At 74.0% G+C, this 24,775-nt stretch carries 16 protein-coding genes and 1 other RNA gene; 9 read left to right on the top strand and 8 right to left on the bottom strand.

The window, feature by feature from the left end; genetic code table 11:
• On the bottom strand, positions 1-1,641 hold a 1,641-nt coding region (locus Q7L73_RS26525), incomplete at its 3' end, for a BTAD domain-containing putative transcriptional regulator (protein WP_304715720.1).
• 94 nt (positions 1,642-1,735) lie between these two features.
• Complete coding sequence (locus Q7L73_RS26520) at positions 1,736-3,379, bottom strand: choice-of-anchor A family protein (RefSeq protein WP_304695097.1); 1,644 nt, start codon at positions 3,377-3,379, stop codon at positions 1,736-1,738.
• 149 nt (positions 3,380-3,528) lie between these two features.
• Here Q7L73_RS26520 and Q7L73_RS26515 point away from each other — a divergent pair, with 149 nt between their 5' ends.
• Together Q7L73_RS26515 and Q7L73_RS26510 are read left to right on the top strand one after the other, a co-directional pair.
• The gene (locus Q7L73_RS26515; protein WP_304695098.1) at positions 3,529-4,287 is read left to right on the top strand and encodes a L,D-transpeptidase; all 759 of its coding nucleotides are present in this window, start codon (positions 3,529-3,531) and stop codon (positions 4,285-4,287) included.
• A 78-nt stretch (positions 4,288-4,365) separates the two neighbouring features.
• Positions 4,366-6,639, top strand: a complete 2,274-nt coding sequence (locus tag Q7L73_RS26510) for a S8 family serine peptidase (RefSeq protein WP_304695100.1) — start codon at positions 4,366-4,368, stop codon at positions 6,637-6,639.
• A gap of 36 nt (positions 6,640-6,675) precedes the next feature.
• On the opposite strand, the gene Q7L73_RS26505 is transcribed toward Q7L73_RS26510, so the two are convergent.
• Both Q7L73_RS26505 and Q7L73_RS26500 read right to left on the bottom strand, forming a co-directional pair.
• Complete coding sequence (locus Q7L73_RS26505) at positions 6,676-7,908, bottom strand: hypothetical protein (protein WP_304695102.1); 1,233 nt, start codon at positions 7,906-7,908, stop codon at positions 6,676-6,678.
• A gap of 337 nt (positions 7,909-8,245) precedes the next feature.
• A complete protein-coding gene (locus Q7L73_RS26500; RefSeq protein ID WP_304695104.1) occupies positions 8,246-10,750 on the bottom strand; it encodes an alpha/beta hydrolase in 2,505 nt (834 codons plus the stop codon).
• 396 nt (positions 10,751-11,146) lie between these two features.
• Between Q7L73_RS26500 and Q7L73_RS26495 the strand changes: the two genes are divergently transcribed.
• Positions 11,147-13,675, top strand: a complete 2,529-nt coding sequence (locus tag Q7L73_RS26495; RefSeq protein ID WP_304695106.1) for a choice-of-anchor D domain-containing protein — start codon at positions 11,147-11,149, stop codon at positions 13,673-13,675.
• 39 nt (positions 13,676-13,714) lie between these two features.
• On the opposite strand, the gene Q7L73_RS26490 is transcribed toward Q7L73_RS26495, so the two are convergent.
• Positions 13,715-14,314: a hypothetical protein gene (locus Q7L73_RS26490; RefSeq protein ID WP_304695108.1), complete on the bottom strand. Its 600-nt coding sequence runs from the start codon at positions 14,312-14,314 to the stop codon at positions 13,715-13,717.
• A gap of 22 nt (positions 14,315-14,336) precedes the next feature.
• Between Q7L73_RS26490 and Q7L73_RS26485 the strand changes: the two genes are divergently transcribed.
• Together Q7L73_RS26485 and Q7L73_RS26480 are read left to right on the top strand one after the other, a co-directional pair.
• Entirely contained in the window at positions 14,337-15,536 is a 1,200-nt protein-coding gene (locus Q7L73_RS26485) for a universal stress protein (protein ID WP_304695110.1), read from the top strand.
• A gap of 249 nt (positions 15,537-15,785) precedes the next feature.
• Positions 15,786-17,009, top strand: coding sequence for a CdaR family transcriptional regulator (locus Q7L73_RS26480; protein ID WP_304695111.1), 1,224 nt, complete (start codon positions 15,786-15,788; stop codon positions 17,007-17,009).
• A 7-nt stretch (positions 17,010-17,016) separates the two neighbouring features.
• Here the strand turns inward: Q7L73_RS26480 and Q7L73_RS26475 are convergent, their stop codons facing one another.
• The gene (locus tag Q7L73_RS26475) at positions 17,017-17,952 is read right to left on the bottom strand and encodes a methanogen output domain 1-containing protein (RefSeq protein ID WP_304695112.1); all 936 of its coding nucleotides are present in this window, start codon (positions 17,950-17,952) and stop codon (positions 17,017-17,019) included.
• Positions 17,953-18,211: 259 nt separating this feature from the next.
• Between Q7L73_RS26475 and Q7L73_RS26470 the strand changes: the two genes are divergently transcribed.
• Positions 18,212-18,508, top strand: a complete 297-nt coding sequence (locus Q7L73_RS26470) for a hypothetical protein (RefSeq protein WP_304695114.1) — start codon at positions 18,212-18,214, stop codon at positions 18,506-18,508.
• A 100-nt stretch (positions 18,509-18,608) separates the two neighbouring features.
• Here Q7L73_RS26470 and rnpB read toward each other — a convergent pair.
• Positions 18,609-18,944: RNase P RNA component class A (rnpB, locus tag Q7L73_RS26465), an RNA gene on the bottom strand.
• A 619-nt stretch (positions 18,945-19,563) separates the two neighbouring features.
• On the opposite strand from rnpB, the gene Q7L73_RS26460 reads away from it, so the two are divergent.
• Entirely contained in the window at positions 19,564-19,842 is a 279-nt protein-coding gene (locus Q7L73_RS26460; protein ID WP_304695116.1) for a hypothetical protein, read from the top strand.
• Here the strand turns inward: Q7L73_RS26460 and Q7L73_RS26455 are convergent.
• Positions 19,839-20,561 (bottom strand): type 1 glutamine amidotransferase, encoded by a 723-nt coding sequence (locus tag Q7L73_RS26455; protein ID WP_304695118.1) that lies wholly within the window; start codon positions 20,559-20,561, stop codon positions 19,839-19,841. The two genes, Q7L73_RS26460 and Q7L73_RS26455, sit on opposite strands and share 4 nt — an antisense overlap.
• A gap of 161 nt (positions 20,562-20,722) precedes the next feature.
• On the opposite strand from Q7L73_RS26455, the gene Q7L73_RS26450 reads away from it, so the two are divergent.
• Complete coding sequence (locus tag Q7L73_RS26450; RefSeq protein ID WP_304695120.1) at positions 20,723-23,281, top strand: Ig-like domain repeat protein; 2,559 nt, start codon at positions 20,723-20,725, stop codon at positions 23,279-23,281.
• Between the two features lie 210 nt (positions 23,282-23,491).
• On the top strand, positions 23,492-24,709 hold the full coding sequence (locus tag Q7L73_RS26445) for a hypothetical protein (RefSeq protein ID WP_304695122.1): 1,218 nt from the start codon (positions 23,492-23,494) through the stop codon (positions 24,707-24,709).
• Positions 24,710-24,775: the final 66 nt, after the last annotated feature.

The raw sequence follows: 24,775 nt of genomic DNA, 5'->3' as shown, positions 1-24,775 counted from the left end.
GTCGGCGGGCGCGGCGTCAGCGGGCGCGGCGTCAGCGGGCGCGGCGTCGGCGGGCGCGGCGTCAGCGCGGGCCGGAAGCCGGTCGAGCGCTTCGCGCAGGCGGCGGGCGAGGCCGCCATCGGCGGCGGTGGCGCGTTCGCCGGCGCCGGCGGCTCCGGTCGCGAGCGCGGCGCGGGCGAGCAGCAGCGGGTCGTCGAGCTCTCTCGCGGCGCTGAAGGCGGAGGCGGCGGCGCGCCAGGCGCTGTCGGGCTCGGTGTGGCGCAGGGCGCGGCCGTGGTCGAGCAGCAGCGCGACGCGGTCGCGCCGGCCGGGGCCGACCTCCAGCGCCCGCTCCGCCAGCTCGGCCGCCTGGCCGAAGGCGCGGCCGCGCAGCAGTCGCTCGACGCCCGCGCGCGCGAGCGCGATGGCCTCGTCGCGCGCGACCGCCGGCACCGCGCGCAGCGCCAGTCGCGCGATCGCGACCGGGTCGCCGTCGTCGTCGCGCAGCTGTGCGAGCGCGGCGGCGGCGAGCTGCGCCGGCGCCGTCGCCGGCATCGTCGCCAGCAGCGCCGCCTCGTCGTGCGCGTTCGCCAGCGTCGCCGACGGGCCCAGCCACGAGGAGGCCGGCGCCAGCAGGCCCGCGTCGTAGCACTGCTGCAGCCGCGCGAGCGTGCCGGCGCGGTCGTCGCCGTCGAGCGCGATCAGCAGCTCGACGCTCGCGACCTCGCCGAGCACCGCCACCCGCTCCGCGACCGCCGCCGCCTGCGGCCCGACCGCCGCCAGCAGCTCCGCGACCGTCGGCGTCGCCGCGGAGTCCGCACCGTCCGCGTGGTGCGGGGCCGTGCCCGCCGGTGCCGCGGCGGAGGGATGAGCGCCGGGGGCGAGCGAGGCGTCGGGCGCGAGCCCGGCCGGCGCCGCGGCGACCGTCAGCGCGCCGCTCCCGAGCAGGCGCTGGTGCAGCTCGCGCACCGCCGCCGAGGGGACGGCGCCCAGCTCGGCGTCGAGGCGGGCGCGCAGCTGCTCGTAGACCTGCAGCGCGGCGCCGCCCTCGTCGAGCGCGGCGAGCGTCTCCATCAGCGCGGCATGGGCCGACTCGCGCAGCGGGGCGCGGGCGATCGCGTGGCGGGCGGCGCGCTCGCCGTCGCGCGCCCGCTCGCCGCCGAGCTGGGCGCTCGCGCGCGCGATCAGCTCGAGCGCGTCGAGGTGGGTCGCCTCGACGTCGGTCCGCCAGGGGTCGATCCACCTCGCGTCGAAGTCGACCAGCAGGCCGCGGCCGGCGATCTCGCGCGCCTGCTCGGCGCCGCGCAGCGCCTCCTCCGCGTCGCCGCGGTCGAGCGCGGCGCGGGCGGCGGCGAGCGCCTCGGCCGCCGCGTCGACGTCGACGATCGCGCCGGCCGGCAGCACCAGCCGCACGGCGGCGCCGGTCGGCAGCACGTCCGGCCCGAGCGAGCGCCGCAGCCGCGACAGCAGGCTGCTGACGACGGCGCGCGGGTTGCGCGGGCGCGCGTTCGTCCACAGCGCGTCGGCGAGCGCGGCGTGCTGCAGCGGGCGGCGCCGGTGCAGCACGAGGTACGCGAACAGCTGGGTCGCGAGACCGTTCGGCAGCGGGGCGAGCAGCGGGCTGGCCCGCACCTCGCCGCAGAGAGCGACCTCCGTGAGCACGCGCGTAACTGTGACGCACGCACGCGCTCGCGCCAAGCCGGGCAAGCCGCCGCCCGCCCCGCGCGAGGCGAGGCGGCCGGGGCCAGAGCCGGACTCAGCCGGTGTACTGCGGCTTGACCGCGCCGGCGGCGCAGCGGGAGAAGCTGAGCGACAGCGTCTTCGCTCTCGCTCTCGAGGCGCTGGAGAAGGTCACCTGCGCGGTCAGCGTGTTCGAGCCGCCGCGGAGGCTGACGGCCGGGACCCGCAGCGTCACGCGCTGCTTGGCCTTGATCGTCTTGACGACCTTGCCGTTGACGCGGAAGACGATCGTCCTGATCTGCTTGCCGCTGACGGTCGCCCGCGCGCTCGTCTTGACGCAGCCGACGGTGCCGGTGATGCGCGCCGCCGCGGCCGGGCGGCCGCCGCTTCTGACCGTGCCTCTGACGGCGCCTCTCGGCGTCGTTCTTCTCGCGACGGGCGTCGTCGGAGTCTGCGGCGTCGCCGGCGTCTGGGGCGTCAGCGGGGTCGTCGGCGTCTCCGGCGTCGTCGGCGTCTCCGGCGTCGTCGGCGTCTCCGGGGTTCTCGGCTGCTCCGGGTTCTCCGGGTTCTCCGGGTTCTCCGGATTCTCGGGGTTCTCGGGGTTCTCCGGCGTCTCCGGGTTTCTCGGATTCTCGGGGTTCTCCGGGTTTCTCGGGTTCTCCGGGTTCTCGGGATTCTCCGGCTCTCTCGGCAGCTCCGGGCCGGCGCACGAGATGCCCGGCTCGAACGGCGCGTCGTGGATCTCGCCGCCGCCCGTGTGGCCGAGTCTGCCGACGACGACCGCGCCCTCGACGTTCGAGTTCGACTCGATCGAGACGAGCGCGTTGGGGGCGAAGATCGTGCCCTCGATGCTGGCGCTGTTCGGCGTGACCGTCAGGCTCGTCGCTCTCGGGAAGTTGATCAGGATCCGCTTCGCCTGGTCGAAGCCGACGCCGGAGTAGTTCGGCGCCTTCCACGCGCCCGTGACGAAGTCGGTCACGTTGATCACGAGCGAGGCGCCCGACGGCAGCCCCTCGCGGAACGTCAGCGTCTGGATCCGTCTCAGCTGGTCCCACGTCAGGTTCAGCACGTTCGTGCCGGCGACCGCGCGGATGTAGACGTTGAGGTTGTCCTCGGACCAGTTGGTCGGCGCGCCGTTGGCGTTGGTCGTCTCCAGGTTCGCCTGGCACTGGCCGATCAGGTCGGCGTTCGTGCGCAGCGCTCTGAAGGCGCCGGCGAAGTCGACCGGGTTGCCGACCGCGCCGATGATCGAGGCGCCCGGCTGGTTCGTGTTGACGTCGATCCCGCCGCTGCCCGAGACCGGTCTGACATGCGTGACGCCGCCGTTCTCGGTCACCGTGCCGCCGCCCGCGACGCCGCCGAGCAGGTGCGCGTAGTTGCCGCCGAGCACCTTCAGGCTGCCGCCGTCGATGTGCGTCTGGCCGGCGACGTAGAGCGAGGTCGGCTTCGCGTCGCCGGTCGCGGTCCAGCGCGAGGCGTAGTTGTTGCCGACGTTGTACTGCGCGCTCTGCGGCAGCGTGAGGTCGCCGCCGATCGCGATCGAGCCCTCGTTCTCGTTCTTCGTCAGCGTCGCATCGCCCTCGACGAAGACCGTGAAGCCGAGCGTCGGGTCGAGCGGCTTGAAGTCGCTGATGTCGGCCGCGGCGCTGCCGCTGGCGAGCAGTGAACCGCCGGCTGCCAGCAGCGTGACGGCGGTCGCGATGGTCTTGCGAGCTTCCATGCGAGGGCTCCGGTCCGTGGGGCGACGCCTGGCAGCGTCACATGCAGACGCGCCAGCTTGGCGCCTCCGTGTTGCACTGGCATTGCATGCGCGTTGCACAGGCCGCTCGCCCGCAATCGCGGGGAGGGTCGCGCATACTTGTGACGAAGATGGAGCGTCGTTTCGCAGCCTTCGCCATGTTCGTCCGCATCGCCGTGGCAGCGATGCTGCTGGTGGCGGTCGCCGGAGGGAGTGCGACGGCCGCCGCGCCAAGCGCCAGCCCGCACGCCAGGGTGACGCGGCTCTCCAACGAGACGACCGACTCGCGCTGGGCCTATCCGGCACGCGTCGCGACCGTGCGGGCGCAGCCGAGCGTCGGCGCCGGGGCGATCGGCCGCACGCGCCTGCTGACCGAGATGGGCAGCCCGAACGTCTACCTCGTGCTGGCGCTCGCGCAGCGCCACGAGAACGGCCAGCGGTGGCTGCAGGTGCGCCTCCCCGGCCGCCCCAACGGCCGCACCGGCTGGGTCCTGCGCGGCGCGCTCGGGCCGCTGCACGCGACCACGACCCAGCTCGTCGTCGACCGCGCCAGGCTGACCGCCACGCTCTACCGCAGCGGCCGCCCGCAGCTGCGCACGCGCGTCGGCATCGGCGCGCCCGCGACGCCGACGCCGCCCGGCCGCTACGTCGTGCGCGAGAAGCTGCGCTTCCATGCGCAGCCGCTCTACGGCAGCTACGCGCTCGGCACCTCCGCCTTCGCGCCGACGCTGACCGAGTGGCCGGCCGGCGGCGTCGTCGGGATCCACGGCACCGACGAGCCGTGGCTGATCCCCGGCCGCCCCTCGCACGGCTGCGTGCGCGTCCGCAACGACGAGATGGCGCGGCTGTGGGCGGCGACCCCGCTCGGCACGCCGCTGCTGATCCGCTGACATCCGGACACGATCCGGCGAATGGTGTGTCGGATCTGCGGTAAGGGACGGCGCGAGATGGTCGATCATCCCGGACAGATGGTCGTTCGTCTGGCAGGGAAGGCATCCGCGCTGCTGGCGCTGAGCGCGCTCGCGCTCATGCCGAGCGCTGCCCGCGCGACGACTCCAACGGCCGCCGCGGCACCGGCGGCGCAGCGGATCGTCGTCGCCTTCACGCCGGACGCGACCGCGACAGACCGCGCAGGCGCCCGCGACGACGCCGGCGCCCCGCTGCTCGCGACGCTCGGCCGCACCCGCTTCCAGCTGCTGCAGAGCGATCCGGCGACGCAGCAGGTGACGCTCGACCAGCTGCGCGCCGACCCGGCCGTGCTGGCCGCCGAGCCCGACCGCCTGCTGCAGACGAGCGCGCTGCCGAACGACCCGCTGCTGCCCTACCAGTGGGGCCTCGCCAACGACGGCTCCGGGGTCCTCGGCCAGCTCGCGACGCCCGGCGCCGACGCCGCCGTCACGACCGCCTGGGAGGCGACGAGCGGCAGCGCCGACGTCGTCGTCGCCGACATCGACAGCGGCTACCGGATCGACCATCCCGAGCTTGCGCCGGTCACCTGGACCAACCCCGGCGAGGTCGACAACGGCCGCGACGACGACGGCAACGGGATCGTCGACGACCTCCACGGCGCCGACTTCGTCGGCGACAACGCGAACGCCAACCCGCTGCCGGTCGACGGCGACCCGACCGACACCGACGTCAGCGAGCGCGCCGGCCACGGCATCCACACCGCCGGCATCATCGCCGCCGCGGCCGGCAACGGCGTCGGCGTCTCCGGGGTCGCGCCGGGGGTGCGGCTGATGCCGCTGCGCGTCTGCGCGCCGAGCACTCAGGGCTGTCCGCTGTCGGCGATCGTCAAGGCGGTCAACTACGCGGGCGCGAAGGGCGCGAGGGTCGCGAACATGTCGCTCGGCAGCAGAGGCGAGGACGCCGTCATGCGCGCCGCGCTCGCCGCCAACCCGAGAACGCTGTACGTCGCCGCGGCCGGCAACGACGGCCTCGACGTGGAGGGCAGCGGCTCGACCCCGTGCGGCGAGGACCCGACCAGATCGGGCGTCCCGGGCGCGATCGACAACGTCGTCTGCGTCGCCGCCAGCGACCAGCTCGACCTGCTCGCCAGCTTCTCCAACCGCGGCGCGACCTCGGTCGACCTCGCCGCGCCCGGCACCGAGATCCTCTCGCTGTACCCGTACGGCAGCGTCTGGAGCGAGCGCTTCGAGGGCGACGGGCTGGCGGGCTGGACGGCCGGCCCGCAGGGCGGCTTCGCCAGATCGAGCGAGACCGGCTCCTGGAGCGCGAGCGACAGCCCCGGCGCCGCGCCGCCCTCCGGCGCCGGCGGCGCGGTCGCGCTCAGCTCGACCTCGCCCCCGCTGACGCTGCCGGCCGGCACCGCGACCTGCACGCTGCGCGCCTCCGCACGCGTCGTCAACGGCGGCGGCGCGGCCAACCTCGCCGCGACGCTGACGGTGATCCGCAACGGCAGCGCGATCACGCCCTCCTGGCGCGGCACGACGAGCAGCGACCTGCGGATCGAGCTGGGCCTCGGCACGAGGGGCAGAGGCGGCGACCAGCTGCGTGTCAAGCTCGGCTACGAGGTCCCGGCGGGCGTCGTGCCGCAGGCCGGCGACGGCGTCTGGTTCGACGACCTCGACCTCTCCTGCATGCAGCCGCCCGGCCGCACGAACGGCTACGGCTACATGTCCGGCACCTCGATGGCGACGCCGTTCGTCGCCGGCGCGGCGGCGCTGCTGTTCTCGCTGCGGCCGCAGGCGTCGGTCGCGCAGGTGCGCGCCGCGCTGCTGGCCGGCGTCACGAGACTGCCGGCGTTCAGCGGCGTGACGACCTCCGGCGGCCGGCTGAACGTGCCCGGCGCGATGAGCGCGCTCGCCGCGGTCGTGCCCGGCCCGCCGCTGCCGGCCGGCTTCGGCACGGTCAGCCCGCCGCCCGTGCAGCAGACCCCGGCTGCGCCCGAGCCGCCGGCGCCGCCCGCGACGCCGCCGACGCCGACCCCGCTGCCGACGCCGATCGAGCGGCAGGAGACCGCGCCGAGCACGCGACCGCTCGTGCGCTGCGTCGTGCCGAAGCTGACCGGCCGCACGCTCGCGCAGGCGCGCACGCTGCTGAGGCGCGCCCACTGCGCCGTCGGCCGCGTCGGCAGACCGCGCGGCAGAGCGGCGCGCGCGCTGATCGTGAAGACGAGCAGCCCGCGCGCCGGCAGCCGCCGCGTCAGCGGCATGCGCGTCACGCTGACGCTGCAGCAGCGGCCGAAGGCGAAGGCGACCAAGCCCGCCGCGCGGCGCTGAGCGGCTTCCCCCGGCCGCTCGCGCCGCGTGCGCGACCTATCTGAGCGTCATCTGCGGCTCGCCGTTGGCGTTGAGCCCGGTCGCGGAGCGGGTGCAGGTGCCGCCTCTCGGCGCGCCGCCGTTCCACGCCTGGCGCAGGCAGTTGCGCAGCGCCTTCTCGCCCCACCAGTTCGGGTGCAGCGACTCCTGGATGTAGAAGTCGGAGCCGAGCGTCGAGACGGTGCGGATCATGTTGACCCACTCCGTGTTGTCGACGGCGCCGGCCGCTCTCCAGTTCGCGACCCCTCTCTCCTCCAGCAGCCCGACGGTGTTCTCGCACAGCCGGCGGCCGTTGAAGGCGCTGCCGAGGTACATGTGCAGGACGTTCGTCAGCCCGGTCGCGGTGGCGGCGTCGTGGACTGCTCTGGAGATGGTTGGCAGCGCAGTCGAATTCGCCCAGTTGGCGTCGGCGTTCCAGAAGCCGCAGCCGCCGGTGTCCTGGCGCGTGTAGCCGGACTCGCCGTAGCGGAAGCCGGAGCCGTTGGGCAGCGGCGACTCGTAGTCCTGCACGAGGATCCTGTAGTCGCCGTCGGCGTAGCCGGCCGTGCTCATCGCGCTGCGGACGTTGAGGATCGCGCCCGTGATCGCGCTCGTCACCGTTCTCACGTTGGCGGCGGTGAAGTTGGCCGTGACGGAGGAGTCGTCGTTGCAGTAGTCGGGCCACCACGACGGCGACAGCAGCCAGTCGGTCAGGCAGGTCTGGATGATCGAGGCGAAGTTGAAGTTGTTGCCGCCGATCGAGATCGCCACCAGCTTCACATTGTTTCTGGCAGCGAACGTCTGGAGCGCGAGCGCCTGCCCGACGTTGCCGCCGGAGCTGTAGAAGTCGAGTCCCGGCTTGAAGTTGCCGTCGGAGTCGGTGAAGGTCGACGTGCGCGCGCCCGAGCAGGCGAGGTTGACGCTGTTGACGCCGCCGCCGATGTGCGCCTCCGCCGCGGTCGAGCGGTGGCAGCGGGTGACCGCCTCGCCGGTTCTGGTGGCGTTGTCCCAGTAGGCGCCGGCGCCGCCGGCGTCGATGTTCGCGGCCGAGCCGTTCGTGTTGCCGGCCCAGCGGCCGGCCTCGCCGGAGATGTAGGAGTCGCCGAGCGTGGCGACCCATGGCGTGCCGGAGTTCGGCCCGTCGGCACGGGCGGCCGGCGCCAGCAGCAGCAACAGCGCGAGCGCGGCGAGCAGCGCGCGCGGACGCGGACGAGCCGCGCGCAGACGCGCGCGGGCGATGACGGTGGACATGCTCTCCCCTTCGTTCGCGGGGCGCCCCTAACGAGCCCCGGTCGAACGACACTAACCGGTTAACAGTGTTTCAGGAAAGGGCAGTCGGGGCCTCGCCGCGGCACGTGCGGCGAGGCCCCGTTCCCCGCATCCTCCGCGTTCCCCAACACGGAGTTCCCCCTGTGCGGCCGGCCGATCGGCCGTGGACGGGAGTCTCCGGGTCCTCCGCTGGACGCAGGTGAAGGTGCAGTGAAAACGTCCAGCAAGCCTGGACGCGTGACGCGCGCGGGCGCCAGAACGCAGAAGGGGCCCCGCCGCAGCGGGGCCCCTTCAGGCGCGGCTCACCTGATGGATGGGATCAGCGAACCACGAGCTTGGCCGCCTTGACGGCGACACGGGCGTTGCCGGCGGCGTCGATCACGCGGACCGAGACGCGGTAGCTGCCCTTCGGCAGCGCGCCGAGCTTCAGCGACCACTTCGTCGTGCCCTTCGCGACGAGCGCCTTCGCGGCGACCGGCTTGACGGCCTTCGAGAAGGAGGCCTTCGGCGTCAGGTAGCGCAGCTTGCCGCCCTTGACCGCCTTCGCGACCGTCACCTGGACGGAGGCGACCTTCGCGCCGCAGCCGCTGTCGGCGGCGGTGCCGCGGATCAGGCGCTTGCCCTTCGCGGCGATCTTCGCCGTCGGCGCCTTCGCGTCGACACAGACCGCCTTGGCGAGTGCAGTCGTGGTGCCGAGCACCTGGCCGGCCTTCGCGACCGTCGTGCGCGGCGCCTCGTCGATCAGGTCGATCGGCTGGACCGGCGCGACGCTGCCGTCGCCGTCGGCGAGCACGTCGGAGCCTCTGGTCGACTCCTGGAAGCGCACGTCGGCGAGCTGGATCGACCCGCTCGCCGGCTTGCCGGCCTCGCCGAAGCGCAGCTCGAGCTTGCGCAGCTGCGTCAGGTCGACGCCCTGCGCGGCGAAGTCGCCGAGCGGCACGCGGATCTGGTTGAGGATGATGTGGACACGCGCCGTGACGTTGCCGACCGTCGGGTGCAGCGCGTTGCCGTAGCGCGGATCGGCCGCCGAGACGGAGGCCGTCGCACCGCTCGCGTCGGTGACGACGATCGAGAAGTCCTGCGTCAGCGTCGCCGGGTTCCACAGCGCCGCTCCGGTCCGCGCGGGGTTGCGCGGATCGAAGAAGTTGACCGCCGCCGCGAGGCCGAGCGCCTTGAAGCCGCTGACGTCGCCGTCGGCCGCCGGGATCCGCGTCGCGATCGTCGCCGGGCTGCCGCCGGCGGCGACCGGGTCGTTCCAGGCGGCCGCCAGCTGGAGGCCGTAGGAGCGGTTGTCGGGCGCCTGCTCACGCGCGCCGTTCTGGCCGCCGAGCGCGCCCGCGGCCGGGATCGGGCAGCCCTTCTTCGCCGTCGGCAGGCCGGGGAAGCCGAGGTTGCCGGGGGTGAAGTGGTCGGGCTCCGGGTTGCACCAGTCGAGACCGCTGGCGGTCGTCGCCGGCTGCGGCGTGACGCCGCCGTCGGCCGTGTAGGGGTTGGCGAAGCCGCTGGAGGTCAGCGCCGTGCCGAGCGCGCTGGTGCCGAGCGGGTTGTCCGGGTCGGGCGTGATCACGTCGCGGCGCTCGTCGGCGCCGGGGAAGTAGCTCGTCAGCACGCGCTCGTTGCAGGCCATGCGGGCGCCGTTGGCGCTCGTCGGGCAGGCGCTGGCGGGGACCTGCTTGCCGTCGCCGACCGCGCTCAGCTCGCCGGTCACGTACGGGTCGTAGGCCGTCTCGCCGCCGACGTAGCGACGGAAGAAGGAGCCCATCAGCGCGAGGCCGATTCTCTCCTGGTCGCCCATCAGCGCCGGGTCGCCGTCGCCGCGGGTGCTTCTGTCGTAGGTGCCGCCGCTGAGGCGGATGCTGGTCGCGTCTCTGGGGCCGCAGGCCGGGTCGGCCGTCGTCGAGTCGTCGCCGTCGGCGAACCAGACGCTGTTGAACCAGTTGTGGTTGGCGCCGTGGACCGACTCCTGGATGCGCGGGAAGGGATCGCCCGGCAGCGCGTACTGGCCGCGCTCGTACATGCGCGCGCCCTGCAGGTTGGAGACGTCGCCGTCGCAGAGCGGCTCGATCGCGAGGTACGGGACGCCGTAGGGCGTCGTGCGCTCGTAGTCGACCGGCGCGAGCGAGATCACGCCGCGCAGGTTGTAGCGTCTGCCCGGCGCCGGGCGGGTGCGGTTCCAGTTGATGAACGAGGCGACCGCGTCGCCGCCGCGCGAGTGGCCCATCAGGCCGATTCTGCCCATGTCGAGTCTGCCGACGAAGCGGTCGCCGATGTTCGAGTTGGCGTCGACCGGCAGCGCCTGCTGGTTGGCCTTCGTCAGCATGTCGAGCACGGCCGCGATCAGCAGGCGGCGCTGGTGCATGCCGGCCGTCTGGCCGTCCTGGAACGCCATCAGCTGGTCCTGGTCGAGCGAGACGACCGTGTAGCCGTGGCTGGCGAGGTTCTGGCCGAGGTAGGCGTAGCCGCGGTCGTTGCGCTTGAAGGCGTCGCAGAACGGCGAGGTGCCGCTGTCGCACTGCGTGTGGTTGCCGTGCACGAGCACGAGCACCGGCGACGGCGTCGAGCGGTTGCTCGGGTAGTAGAGCGAGCCGCGCACCTGCAGCGTCACCGCGGCCGCCGCGCCGGTCGCGGAGCCGCCCGTCGAGCTGGGCTCCTGCAGGTCGACGACGCCGCCGCGGAACGGGTCGAGGGTCGTCACGCCGTAGGTTCCGCGGTCCATCGGATCGGGCAGGTCGGCTGCCCGCGCGGCCGACGCCGCGAGCACGAGCGCGAGGGTCGCGAGCAGGACGGTCGCGAGCGCCCGCAAGGGGGTTCGAACGATGTTCACCAGGTCTCCGTGAGATCGGTTGGGGACTGCCGTGGAGGCGTGGCGCCGCGCGTTCCGGTGCAGCATGCGTCAGCCGATGGCCGTGAGCCGGTGTCACTCGTCGAGCGGGCACGGGCATGCCGAGCCCCGCCCCTCAAAAGCGGTGCCCGGCATGCCTGAGCCCCGGGCGGCCACCGGGACTCACGACGAGCGACATCGTAGTCACGGTGATTGCGTCGTCACCTATCCCCCGGGACAAACCGTCACCGTGAATCACGTTCCGCAGGGATAAGCAGGGATCGACAATTTGTCCACTATGTTGGACGCACCCTCAAGTCAGCAGAGGAGCGGCGCCGTTCCGGGGCGTCACCCAGCTCCCGCGCTCTCCTGACCCCGCCGACGAGGTTCCCGAACTTCATGACGCAACGCACTCTTCGCCGCGCGCTCAGCGCGGCCGCAGCCTGCGCGCTGCTGCCCGCGCTCGCGCCTGCGCTCGCCTCGGCGTCGACCTACACGGTCGACGACGACAGAGCCCAGTGCCCGGCCGCCGGCTTCAGAACGATCCAGTCCGCCGTCGACCAGGCGGCGCCGTGGGACACGGTGATCGTCTGCGACGGCACCTACCAGGAGTCCTCGACGCCCGCGAGCGGATCCGGCTCGCCGTCGCAGGCCGGCTCCCGCAACGGCCTCACGATCACCAAGCCGCTGACGATCCGCGGCACGGGCGCGAGCAAGGTCACGATCCTGCCCGACCAGTCGCTCACGACGCTCGCCGGCAGCGCGCCGTTCCTGCGCGACGGCGGCGGCAACGTCGTCACCGTCTCGCGCCAGGCGCGTGACGCGACCGACATGAACACGATGTTCGTCGACATCTCGGGCGTCACGATCAGCTCCGGGACGACGTACGCGGAGGCCGGCGTCGCCTTCTTCAACGCCAACGGCGCGATCAGAAGCTCGGTCGTCGGCCCGCTCCTGCGCGCGACCAGCGCGGAGGAGCTGGCCGCCAGACCGCACGGCTGGGGCGTCGTCGTCTCCAACAGCCAGCAGGGCGCCGAGGCCGGCCCGCGGCGCCAGGTCTCGATCGAGGGCTCGCTCGTGACCGGCTACCAGTCCGGCGGCGTGCTGTTCGACGACTCGATCGGCGGCGCCGACGGCGCCGCGGCCAACCTGCAGCGCTCCGGGATCGTCCAGTACGGCTACGTCAGAGGCTCGACGATCGCCGGCGCGGGCGCCACCACGCTGTTCCCGCAGACCGGCGTGCAGTACCACGCCGGCCAGCGCGGCGCGGTGCTGACCAGCTCGATCACCGGCAACTCCTACACGCCCGACCCGCGCAGATCGGTCGGCCTGCTGCTGACCGACGCCGAGACCGGCGCCGACCCGGCCGACCCGGCGCAGCGCGCCTGGCAGGTCGACGGCTCGTACTTCAGCGGCAACGGCTGGGGCATCTTCAACGCCGACGTCGCCAACAGCGCCGTCCGCCTCGGCGCCTCGGCGCTGGCGCAGCCGGCCGTCAACGGCACGACCGAGTCGTGGCTGGGCTGCAGATTCGGCCCGATCGTCGGCAGCCAGTCGGCCTTCTGGCCGACCGACACGAGAGGCACCAGCGGCACCTGCGAGGGGATCTCCGGCAGCGACGCGAACGGCAGAGCGAGCGTCGAGCTGAGATTCGCCCGCAACGTCAGACCGACGATGCCCGGCGCCCCCGCGGTCACGGCTGACGCCGCGCCGACCGCCGCCTTCGTCGAGCCGCTCGGCGGCGAGGTCGTCGCCGGCGTCCCGGTCGCCCCGGTCGTCCGCGCGAAGGACGACTTCGGCGTCAAGTCGGTCGTGCTGTCCGCAGACGGCGTCGTGGTCGGCACCGAGACCGACGGCTCCTACGAGTTCGCCGGCTGGACGCCCAGCTTCGCCGATCTCGGCAGAGCGGTCACGCTGACCGCCGTCGCGACCGACTCGGCCGGCCAGACGGCGACCGACTCGGTCACGGTCAGAGTCGTCGCGCCGGCCGGCTACATGCCGATCACGGTCGCGCCGGCTGCGCTCTCGTTCGGCGACGTGATCGTCGGCAGAAGCGCGACCCAGGCCGTCACGATCACCAACAGCGGCGGCAACCCGCTGACGTTCTCCTCGCTCGACGTCGCCGGCGGCGGCTTCGCGCGCGGCGCCGGCTGCGAGGCCGGCACGCTCGCGCCGGGCGACGCCTGCACGCTCGACGTCGTCTTCACGCCGGGCGCGCTCGGCGCCTCGACGGGCACGCTGACGGTCACCTACACGGCGATCGGCGGCGGCGCGCCCGAGGTCGTCACGCTCGGCGGCACGGGCATCGCGCCGCCGGTGGTGCTGCCGGTCAACACGGTCCTGCCGTCGGTCGCCGACGCGACGGTCGGCGTCCTGACGACCTGCGCGCCGGGCGAGTGGAGCGGCGAGCCGACCGCGTTCGCCTACCAGTGGCTGCGCAACGGCAGCGCGATCAGAGGCGCCGAGGCGGCGACCTACACGCCGGTCCTCGCCGACACCGGCGCGCAGCTGAGCTGCCGTGTCGTGGCGTCCAACGAGGCCGGCGCGACCGAGCCCGCGACCTCCGCGGCGGTCGGCGTCGTCTACACGACGGTCGAGACGAGAACGGCGATCAAGCAGCAGCTCGGCACCGCGATCGTGACGTTCAAGAAGGCGCAGAAGGCGAGAGGCGGCACGCTGACGCTGGCGACCGTCCGCGCCTTCGCCGCCGGCAGATACAAGGTCGTCGGCAAGCTGAAGGTCGGCGGCACGACCTACAGCTACACGATCAGCGACTCGATCAGAGCGGGCAGAAGCTCGACGTTCATCGTCGTGCTGACGCCGGCCGCGAGAAAGGCGCTGAAGAGAAGAGCCGGCACGCTGACGGTGAGAGTCACCAGCGGCGGCGTCACGCTGACGCAGACGCTGGTCGTCAAGAAGACGACCTGAGCCGTGCGCGCCCTGCCGCCGTCGGCGGCGGGGCGCCGCTCAGTCTCTGTGCCGGCGCAGCGCTCTCGGCAGCATCGCGAGGCCTCTGACGATGTCGGCGCGGGCGTTCTCGACCGCCTGGTCGAGCGCGCTCGCGGCGTCGTCGTGGAGGCTCGCGCCGTGACCGACGAGGATCGATCTCGGCTTGAAGCAGCGGAGGCTGAACGGCGGGGTGATCCGCAGCAGCGGGTGGACGCCGAGCGGGCGGCCGAGCGCGAAGAAGCGCGAGGTGCCGACCGCCTCCGGGACGATCAGCAGCTGCCGCTCCGGCCACCAGAGGACGTCCTCCTTCCACCACGGCCGGTCGATCAGCTTCGTCACCTCGAACGGCGAGTCGGGCAGCTCCCTCGGCAGCCGCAGCAGCGGAACGCCGAGGCGGTGGGCGATCTCGGCCGAGTCGCGGTTGTGGCGGTCCAGCAGCTGCACGACCCCGGCCGGCTCGCCGAGCGTCGCGGCGCGCTCCAGCGCGGGCGCCCAGTCGACCGGGTCGATCAGCCAGCAGCGGCCGTCGTGGGCGACCGCGTGCGAGGCCCGCTCCATCTGCTCCTCGACGACCCACGTGAAGCCGACGTCGAACTCGTTCGAGATCCTCGCGTCCATTCGCGGTAGCTTGCCAGGTCGGATGACCACTTCCCAGCCACGACCCGCGACGATCCTCGCCGCGGTCGACGCAGATCCCTCCGCCCGCGACGCCGCCGTGCTGGCCGAGGCGCTCTGCGGTGCCGGTCACGCCGCGCCCTCGTCCGGCGACGGCTCCAGCGGCGATGCGCTCGCCCCCGGCGGCTCCGGCGGCGATGCGCTCACCCCCGGCGGCTCCGGCGAGGATGCGCCCGCCCCCGGCGGCTCCGGCGGCTCCGGCGGGGATGCGCCCGAGCTGGTGCTGGCCGCGGTCGTCGTGAAGCCGCGCGTGCCGCTGCCGCTGCACGGCTCCGACGAGGAGCGCGTGCGCGAGCAGCTCGACGCCGCGCTGGCGGAGGTCAGAGGCGCCTGCGCGCCGAACGCGCGGACGCTGCTGCTGAGCGACCGCTCGCCGGCCCACGCGCTGCGCGAGCAGATCGCGCGCGAGCCGGTCAGCGCCGTCGTCGTCGGCTCCTCGCATCGGGCCCGTCCCGGCGAGGCGTTCGCCGGCCGCACCGTCCGCCAGGTCCTCCACGGCGCCCCCTGCGCCGTCGCGCTGGCCGCGCGCGGGATCGCGGATGCGGCCTCGCCAGCCGGCGAGGGCGCGAGCGGCACGGCGGGCGCGGGCTTCGCGCTGCGGCGGATCGTCGCCGGCGTCGACGGCTCCGCCGAGGCCGCCGCCGCGCTCGCGGTCGCCTCCGAGCTGGCGCGCCGGACGGGCGCGAGACTGGAGCTGGTCGCGATCGCCGACGACGGTCTCGGCATGCGCCCCCGCCGCGGCCCGCTCGCCGAGCTGGCCGAGCTGACGGAGTGGGACGACGCCGTCGCCGCCCGCCGCGAGCACGCGCAGAGCGTGGCCGAGCGCGCGGCCGCCACCCTCAGTGGCGCACTCGACGCAGACCGCGGCGCGGCTGACGCAAATGCCGGCGCATCTGACGCAAACACCGGCTCGGCTGACGCAGATGCCGGCGCGATCGCGACCGACGTGCGCGTCGGCGACCCGGCCGAGGAGCTGGCGAGAGCGGCGGCGGGGGCCGATCTGCTCGTGCTCGGCTCGCGCCAGTGGGGCGCGCTCGACCGGGTCGTGATCGGCTCGACCGCCGAGGAGCTGCTGCGCGGGGCGCCCTGCTCGCTGCTGCTCGTCCCTCGCCCCCACGCCGCCGACGCCGTCAGCGCCGCGGACGCAGACGCGACCGGCGACTGACGCGCACCCGGCCGCCCGCCGACGTCGCCTCCGCCCCCGCGCGCGCTGACGTCCGGCTGCCACCACGCGCCAACGCGCCACCCGTCACACGGGCCCCCGCGCGAGCTGGCGCGGCGGCGCGCAGCAGCGCGCGTGAACGCACAATTTTGGACATCGGTACATGGTGAGCAGGCCGCGCGCGCCACAGACTTCATGGCACCCCGGCGCAGGCCCCGCGCACCGTCCCCGCCCGTCCCTCCCGCAGGTGTCATGACCCCCCAGACGCCCACCGTCCGCCGCCTGGCGGCGCTCAGCGAGCCACTCGCTCCGAGCGCGCTGCGCGGCTTCCACGCCGAGCTGTTCGACGCCGTCCTGTGGGACGGCGACCTCGACCGCGTCGTCGCGCTCACCGCCGCCGCGGTCGGCGCTCCGGTCGCGATCGTGGTCCCGCGGCTGCAGCTCGCGCACGTCTCCCCGCGCATAGACGGCATGCTCGTCGCGAGCGTCGTCAGGCACGTCGCCGAACGAATGCGCGGCCGCCCCGCGAAGGTCCCCGCCGAGGTGCTGGCGGAGGCGCCGATCGCCCGCCGCGGCGAGCTGCTCGGCGCGGTCCTGATGCTGGCCGCGCCCGACGCGGCCAAGCCCGAGGATCCCGACACGCGCGCGACGCTGCTCGACTGCCTCCACTACGCCGCGACCGCGACGCTCGCGCGCGTCGCCGCGATCGAGCTGCGCGCGAGCGTCGAGCAGGACCTTCACGGCGCGCTGCTGCAGCAGCTGCGCGAGCAGCCCGACGCCGATCCGCAGCTCGTCGCCCAACGCGCCGCGCGGCTCGGCTGCGACCTCACCCACGGCGCCGTCGCGCTCTGCGTCGAGCCGGTCCCCGGCCGCGAGCGGACGGCGGCCGCGCTGATCGGCGAGCTGCACCCGGGCGCGCTCGTCGAGCCGGCCGGCGCGCGGATCGCGGCGCTGCTGCCGCTGACCGGCGACACGGCCGCGCTGGAGCGGGTGCGCGAGCTCGTGACGCGGCTGGAGCCGCACGGCGCCGCCGGCGCCTCGCGCCACTGCACGCAGGTCGAGGGGCTCGGCGAGGCGCTCGAGGAGGCCGAGCTGGTGCTCGACGTGATCGGCCTCGCCGACGAGGCGGTCGACCTCGACAGCGCGATGAGCGGCACGTACCGGCTGCTGTTCCGCCTGCTCGCGACCCATCCCGGCGAGGTCTCGGCGCTGTTCGAGGCGACCGTCGCGCCGCTCGTGCGCTACGACGACCACCACCGCACCGACCTCGTCGCGACGCTCGCGACCTACCTGGAGCTGAACGGCAACATGAACGCGACCGCGGCGCGGATCTTCGCCCACCGCCACACGGTCGCGTACCGGCTCGACCGTATCCGCGAGCTGACCGGCCTCGACCCGGCCGACGGCGAGCACCGCGAGCGGCTCGGGCTCGGGCTGAAGGCGCACCGGCTGCTGCGGCGCGACGCGGGGGCGTGAGCCGGGCTCAGTCGAGCGCGGGCGGCGCGGGCGCGGCGGCGTACTCGTGCGCGGCGCCCCACTCGCCGCGGCGGGCACCTCTCAGCCAGACGACGACGCGGCACTCCGGGTCGCCGAGCGCGATCCGCTCCTCCAGCACGACCGAGGAGCCGCCGGTGTTGCGCGCGGCGATCCCGCCGAAGACGCTGGAGGTCATCCGGCACAGCCCCGGCGCGCGCCGCACGACGTCGCCGAAGGGGCAGGCGCGGCTGCCGAGCACGATCCGCTCGTCGTCGGCCTCGATCACGTAGAAGTCGCCGTCGATCGCGGCCTTGAGACGCACGTAGAGATCGGCGATCTGGGCCGGTCTGAGATCGCCGACGATCCCCTCGACGCGACGGTACTCGTCCTCCATCCGCCCGCCGACGTCGGCGCCGACCTGGGCGACGGCGGCGGCCGCCGCGTCCGGTCCCTCGTTGCGCTCGACCGCCTCGGCGAGCTGCACGACCAGCGCGCGCAGGAACGACTCGCGCCCGAAGGTGCCGTCGGCGCGCGCCTCCTGCGGTGCGGGCAGCGAGCTGACGCGCCGCTCCGGCGGCGTCAGGTCGGGGTCGGCGGTGCGCGTGACCGGCAGCGCGACCGTCACCTTCGAGCCGCCGGCGCGCTTGGCCGCGACGGTCATCCAGCCGGCGACGTTGGAGACGATGAAGAGGCCGCGCCCGCCGCTGGCGGAGAGCAGGTCGTCGGGCAGCGTGGCGGCCGGCTCGAAGCCGGCGCCGAGGTCGTGGACGGCCAGCAGCGGTCGCTCCCCGTCCCAGTCGAGATGGGCCCAGGCGGGGCCGGGCGCGTGCAGCACGACGTTGCTGAGCAGCTCCGAGACGGCGACGTCGGCGCCGGCGAGGTCGGAGCCCGCGAGCGCGTGGCGGCGCAGATAGTCGCCGATCTCATGGCGGAGATCGGACACGGCCGCTGGATTGCCGCTCTCCAGGTACCAGTCCACTTGCTTCGTCCCTGTCCCCCGCGGCGGTGCGCCTCGCCGCGGCCCGTTTGATGCGAAGCGAACAGTGTACGGCTCGGCGGAACCCGTTGTTCACAGCCTGTCAGCACGGCGACGCGCGACCGGTGAGTCTTTTTTAAGGTATTTTCATTGCACTCGAATACGGTCGCATCGACGTCCGGGCCGCGGGGGATCGGACCGACCATCACGCTCAGGGGAGGCTGCCATGCCATCGAGCCGTTCCGTTCGCAGCGCCTGCTGCGGCGCCTCGATCGTCCTCGGCGCGCCGCTCGCCGCCACCGGCCCGGCCGTTGCCGACGCCGACATCGGCGTGACGCTCAGCGCCAGAGCCGGCTTGCCGAGCAGCAGAGCCGGGATCTCGGTCACCTACGGCGTGCTCGCGCTCGGCAGACTCGACGCAACCGCGAGCCGGCTGGTCAGCACCGCGGCCGACCCGAACCCGGCCAACGACGTCGCGACCGCGAGCTGCACCGCGATCGCGTCACTGACAGTGACCTGCTGAGGACCCGTCCCTCCTCAGCAACGGCGGCGCGCGGCGACGTCCCCGCCGCGCGCCGCCAGCCCCTCGCCGCCCATAGAAAAGCCCCGCCGGAGCGGGGCTTTTCCGTAGCGGATCTGTAAGCCGGATTCTGTCGGGAGCAGTCATCCATCTGTGCGGCCGACCTGGACCTTGGCGGGCAACCTGCAAACGGCCCGGCTTGACCTTGCATCGGGTGGGGTTTGCCTGGACGCGCCGCGTCACCGCGACGCCGGTGCGCTCTTACCGCACCTTTTCACCCTTGCCGGCCCACCGCCGAAGCGGCGGACGTAGGCGGTATGTCTCTGTGGCACTGTCCCGCGGGTTTCCCCGGGTCGCCGTTAGCGACCACCCTGCCCTGCGATGTCCGGACTTTCCTCGAAGGCAAGCGCTGCACCTCCGCGACTGCTCGATCCACGCCGGACAGAGTACCGGTGGACGTGCGACCTGGCCCTTATCCGTGATCCGTCGACTGACTGGTGCTCACGATGGAACGACGGCGCGAACCCTGCAGCGCCGGCGAAGTCGAAGACGACCGTACGTCCGGCCGCCAGCTCCCGCTCAGCTTCGACGCGCAGCTCGGCCGCGCCGAAGCGACCGGTGAGCACGTCACCAAACCGCTCTGCCGGGCGGAACGTCGTCGTCATCAGCGAGGCCTGGCTCGTGGAGGAGTGCTTCGAGCCCGACCTGACATGCAAGCTACCGCCGCTGTCTTGCAAGGTGGCCGAAGCGATCGCCAGACCCATTCCGAGAACCGGTCCGATGCGCCGCCGACAGCACGCCACCAATCTCCGATTCGGCGTGGAAGACGACGTTCTCGGCCAACTCGTCAAGGCAGAACCGCAGATCGATCGCATTGGCCGAATCGAACACTGCGGAGGGGCTGCACCAGTTTCGCGCGTGGCCGACTCCGGGGTGCGAGCGGCGGCCGGGTGTGAACGGTTGTTACGACACCTACTCGATTGCCAGGAAGACTGGTAGACAACTTGCGACAAAGGCGGCCGACCGGCCGCCATATCGGAACCAGACGAAAGGGAACCATGCGCAAGCTCCTTCGCAGCGCGGCGATCGCCGCCTCCGTCGCGGCAGTTGCAGCCGCCGCAGCCCCGGCGGCCTCAGAGGCCGCATCTCCCGGCGACCTCTGCCTAACCAACCAGTTCTCGGTCCTCTACCTCGACGCGAACACGCTGTACACCGTCGCGGCCGGGACGTGGGTCCGGATCCTCGACTACCGCGGCACGTACCACTACCTCGCCCGGGTCGACGGGCTCGTCGGGCAGATAGAGCGCGTCCGGATCGACCAGGCGAGCTGCCACTAGCCGGCGCGCACGACGCGCGCGAACGCGGCGAACGCCGCCTGGCCGCGAGCGCTGTCGAGCGCCGCGGCGTCGGCGCGCAGGCGGGCGGCCGAGTCGTCGCCGAGGTGGGCGCGGGCCTCGGCGGCCATCGACGGCTCGGCCAGCCACAGGTCGATCAACGCGGCGTCGGCCTCGGCGTGGAAGAGCGTCCCCCACGCGCGCGGGCCGGCGCGGAAGGCCTGCACCGCCGTCTGCGCCGAGCGGGCCAGCGGCGCGATCCCGGCCGGCAGCTCGATCAGCTCGCCGTGCCAGTGCAGCACCGTCGCCGCCGGCGCCAGCGCGCCCAGCAGCGGGTCATTCGCAGCGTCACCGAGCAGCTCGACCGGCGCGACGCCGATCTCCTGCGCCGCCCCGGGCACGACGCGCCCGCCGGCCGCGACCGCCAGCAGCTGCGAGCCGAGGCAGACGCCGAGCACAGGCGTCTCGGCCGCGAGCGCGGCGCGCAGCCACGCGACCTCCTCCGCGATCCACGGCAGCGGGTCGTTGACGCTCATCGGCCCGCCCATGAAGACGGCGCCGCAGACCTCGTCCAGCGGTGGCAGCGGCGCGTCCGCGGCGTCGCCGAAGCGGTCGTGGACGCGGACCGGCGCGTCGCCGAAGGGGTCGAGGATCCTGTGCGGTCCCTCCCACGGGACGTGGCGCACGACCAGCAGCGGACGCGGCGAGACGGTCTCGGTCATCGCCGAAGCGTATGAGACCGCTCCGCGCTCGGGGCGGCTGCGTTCACGCAACAGCGCTTCACAGCGCGGCAGCGGGTGAGTAACACGATTGACCTCCGGTGACGAAAGGGTGAAGAGCGCGTCAGGCCCACCTCCCTCAATTCACCCGAAGGGTCCCTCGAATGCATCATTCCGCTCGGGCGCGCTCGCGTCGCCTGACGCCCATCGCGCTGTCCGTCCTGCTGGCCGGCGGCGGCGCAGTCGCCGTGCAGCAGGCCGTCTCCGACCCGCAGCCGGCGCAGGCCGCGGCCGAGGACGGCAGCGCCCGCTCCGGCACCCGCACGGCGCTGGAGCTGCTGACCGATCCGTTCCTCCAGCTCCCGACCGCCGACTCCGTCAACGTCGTCTGGTTCACCGAGTGGGCCGGCGAGGAGCACACCGTCCACGTCGGCGGGCGCACCTTCGCCGCCGACACGAGAAAGCTCAGCCGCGTCGCCGAGGACAGCGGCTCGCAGCTGCCGGCCGACGAGAAGCCGACCGCCGAGCAGGGCGTCGTCGCGCGCGACGTCTTCCGTCACGAGGCGAAGATCACCGGCCTCAGACAGGGCGAGAAGCTCGCCTACAGAGTCGTCTCGACGAAGGGCGCGCGCTTCGCCGCCTCCGGCACCTACCAGCTGACCGCGGCGCCGGCGCCCGGCACCCCGCAGCGGATCCTGCTGACCTCCGACCACCAGGCGATGGTCAACACGCCCGCCAACCTGGAGATGGCGGCGCAGACGATCGGCAGAATCGACGCGGTCTTCCTCGCGGGCGACCTCGTCAACGTCCCCGACCGCGCGTCGGAGTGGTTCGACGACACGCGCGGCAGCGCCTTCTTCCCCGTCCTGCAGGGCAGAGGCGGCCGCGCCTCGACCCACGGCGAGGTCTACCGCGGCGCCCCGATCATCCAGAACGCGCCGCTCTTCCCGGCGGTCGGCAACCACGAGGTGCAGGGCGCGCGCGAGGGTCAGAGCTCGCTCGGCAACTCGTTCAACGCGCCGGTGCCGAGAGCGATCGTCGAGCGCGCCTACGCCGCCGTCGCGTCGCAGGTCAACCCCAGAGACGACCCGGCCGTGAAGGCGAAGTGGATCGAGGACCGCTCGTTCTCGACAGCCACCTACGAGGAGATCTTCTCGCTCCCGAGCGACTCCCCCGGCGGCGAGACCTACTACGCGATCACGCTCGGCGACGTGCGCATGATCTCGCTCTACTCGACCCGCATCTGGCGCAGCTCGACGGCGACCGCGGACCCCGCCAGACGAACCGCGATCACGCGCTACCACGAGTCCACCAGCGTGCTCGACGACCAGCTCAGACAGGGCTGGGGCGAGCACATCTTCGAGGCCGTCAAGGCCGGCTCGCCGCAGCTCAGATGGCTGGAGAGAGAGCTGGCGTCGCCGGCCTTCAGAGACGCGCGCTACCGCGTCGTCGTGCTGCACGAGGGCCCGCAGGGCCTCGGCGACAACATCATGCCCGTCTTCAGCGACCCGGTGAAGACCGAGGAGCGCGACGCCAACGGCAGACTGACCGGCATCCGCTACGAGTACCCGACGAGCGGCAACGGGCTGCTGCGCGACCTCCAGCCGATGCTCGAGCAGGCCGGCGTCGACCTCGTCCAGAACGGCCACAGCCACCTCTGGAACCGCTTCACCAGCGCGGGCGGCACGAACTTCATCGAGACCTCCAACACCGGCAACACCTACGGCGCCTTCCACCAGCTGAGCGGCCGCACGCGGCCGGTCCCGCCGGCGCCGTGGCTGGCCGCCAACTACCTCACGATCGGCAACCCGGGCGGCCTCGCGCCGATCCTGCCGAGCGAGAACCCGATGCTGGCCGCCAACGGCGAGCCGATGCCGTTCGTGCAGTCCAACGACCACAACGTCTTCACCGTGCTCGACACGGGCGCGAACGAGGTCGTCTCCTACATCTACGACGTGCGCACGCCCGAGATCGCGCCGAAGATCCTCGACCGCTTCTCGCTCGGCCGTCCGGCGACGTCCGGCGGCGAGGTCGTGCCGCCGGCCCTCGGCGGCGACAGAGACGGCGGCTGGAGAGATCCGGCCGCCGGCGGGACGACGCGCGGCGGCGACGCGGCGGCGGGCACGGGCACGGCGGACGCTCCGGCTGCCGGCGCTGCCGGCGCGCCGCTGCCCTCGCGCACGACCGCCGCGTCGAGCGGCAGCCGCTACGGCGTCGGCGCGACCGTCGAGGTCAGCGTCGCGGCCTCGACGGCCCCGAGCGGCACCGTCGCGATCGCGCGCGGCGGCAGAGCGCTCGCGAGCGGCCGCGTCAGAGCGGGCGCGGCGACGGTGACGCTGCACGGCACCGCGCTCAAGCCCGGCACGCACAAGCTGACGGTCCGCTTCTCCGGCGGCGACGCGGTCGCCGCCTCCTCGACGACGGTCGCGGTGCAGGTGCGCAGAGCGACGCCGAAGCTGCGCGCGGCGGTCGCCGCCAAGCAGTCGGCTCGCAGAGGCGCGCGCCTGCGCGTCGCCGTGACGGCGCCGGGCCTCAACCCGCGCGGCGCGGTGCGCGTGCTCGACGGCACCCGCACGGTCGGCAGCGCGCAGGTGCGCGGCGGCCGCGCGACGGTCGCGCTCGACCGCTTCGCGACGCCGGGCGTCAAGCGCCTGAAGGTCGTCTACGGCGGCGACGGCCCGCTCGACGGCCGCAGCGCGGCGGTGCGCCTGCAGGTGCGCTGAGACGTATGACTGACGGCCGGCGGCGACGCGTTGAGCGGGCGCCGTTGCCGGCCGGACGTGGATCGCGCGGCGGCGCTTGAGCGGGCACCGCCGCCGGCCGGACGTGGATCGCGCGGCGGCGCTTGAGCGGGCGCCGCCGCCGACCGCGGGCGCGGGCGGGCGCGGCTGGCGCGATTGCGCTCTTGCGAGCGCGGGTATGAGCGAGCGCGCATGCGCCTGTTGATCCGCCCCCTGCTCGCTGCCGTCGCGATCGCCCTGCTCGCCGCCGCCGCGACCTCCGCCAGAAGCGAGGCGGCGACGTCGAAGATCGTCTACGCCTGCAGACCGCAGCTGTGCGTCGTCGACCCGGCGACCGGGATCTCCTCGCCGCTGACGACCGACGGCAGCGACGACAGCCCCTACTACGACCCGAGCCTGTCCGCCGACGGCACGCGGATGGCCGCCCGGCGCCACAACGACGTCCTCGTCGGTGCCGCGAGCGGCAACCTCGCCGAGAGCTGGGGCGGCGCGCCGCAGGGCACCAACGACGTCGCGCTCTCGCCCGACGGCAGCGCGGTCGCCGAGTCGCACACGTACGTCCAGAACGTCAACCGCCTCGTCTGCTCGCCTTTCTCCGGCTGCTCGCTCCAACTGGTGCTGCAGGACATGAGCGGCACGACCTGGTCGCGCGGGGTCGCCGGCAGAGGCCCGACGAGAGGCTTCTCGGGCGGCGGCGGGGTCGGCTTTCTCGGCACCGGCCAGCTGCTGATCTCCTACTACACGATCAGCGAGGACGCGCACAAGGTCTGTGTCGTCGCGACCCCGGAGACGCCGGCCGACCCGCCCTGCGGCGCGACCGCGCGCGAGGTCGGCGCGACGCTCTCGTGGCCCGAAGGCTCGCGCGACGGGAAGCTGATCGCCGCCGCCAAGGGGCCGGCGAGAGGCGGCGGACCCTCGTCGGTCGCGCTCTACGACGCGGCCAGCGGCGCCTTCCTGCGCACCGTCGCGACCGGCACGGCGCCGGCCTTCTCGCCCGACGGCGCGACGATCGCCTACCAGAGCGCCGACGGCTGGATCGAGCTGGTGCCGACCGCCGGCGGCGCCGCGCGCAGACTGGTGCGGGGCACGATGCCGACGTGGAGCGCGGGCTCCGGCCCCGGGCCGCGCCTGAGCGCCGCGCGGCTGGGCGTCGCGCGCGGGCGGGTCGCGGTGCCGCTGCGCTGCGACGGCCGCGCCGCCTGCGCCGGCAGGCTGCGAGTCACCAAGGGCCGCGTGACGGTCGCGAGCGGGAGTTACAGAGTGGCGGGCGGCCGCAGCGCGAAGATCGCGCTGAAGCTCTCCAAGCGCGGACAGGCGCTGCTCGCCCGCAAGCGCTCCCAGCAGGTCGCCGTGACGCTGACCCCGCGCGGTGCGAGAGCCGTCACGGCGAAGGCGACGCTGCGGCGCTGAGCGGGCGGCGGGGCGGCCGCGGGCGGGCGACGGCGGGCGCGGGCGGCGGGCGCGGGCGGCGGCGGG

It is taken from the genome of Conexibacter sp. CPCC 205762, from assembly GCF_030646155.1.
Taxonomy (GTDB): domain Bacteria; phylum Actinomycetota; class Thermoleophilia; order Solirubrobacterales; family Solirubrobacteraceae; genus Conexibacter.
The sequence above is the reverse complement of the archived record's forward strand: the minus strand, read 5'-3'. Positions and strand labels throughout refer to the sequence as shown.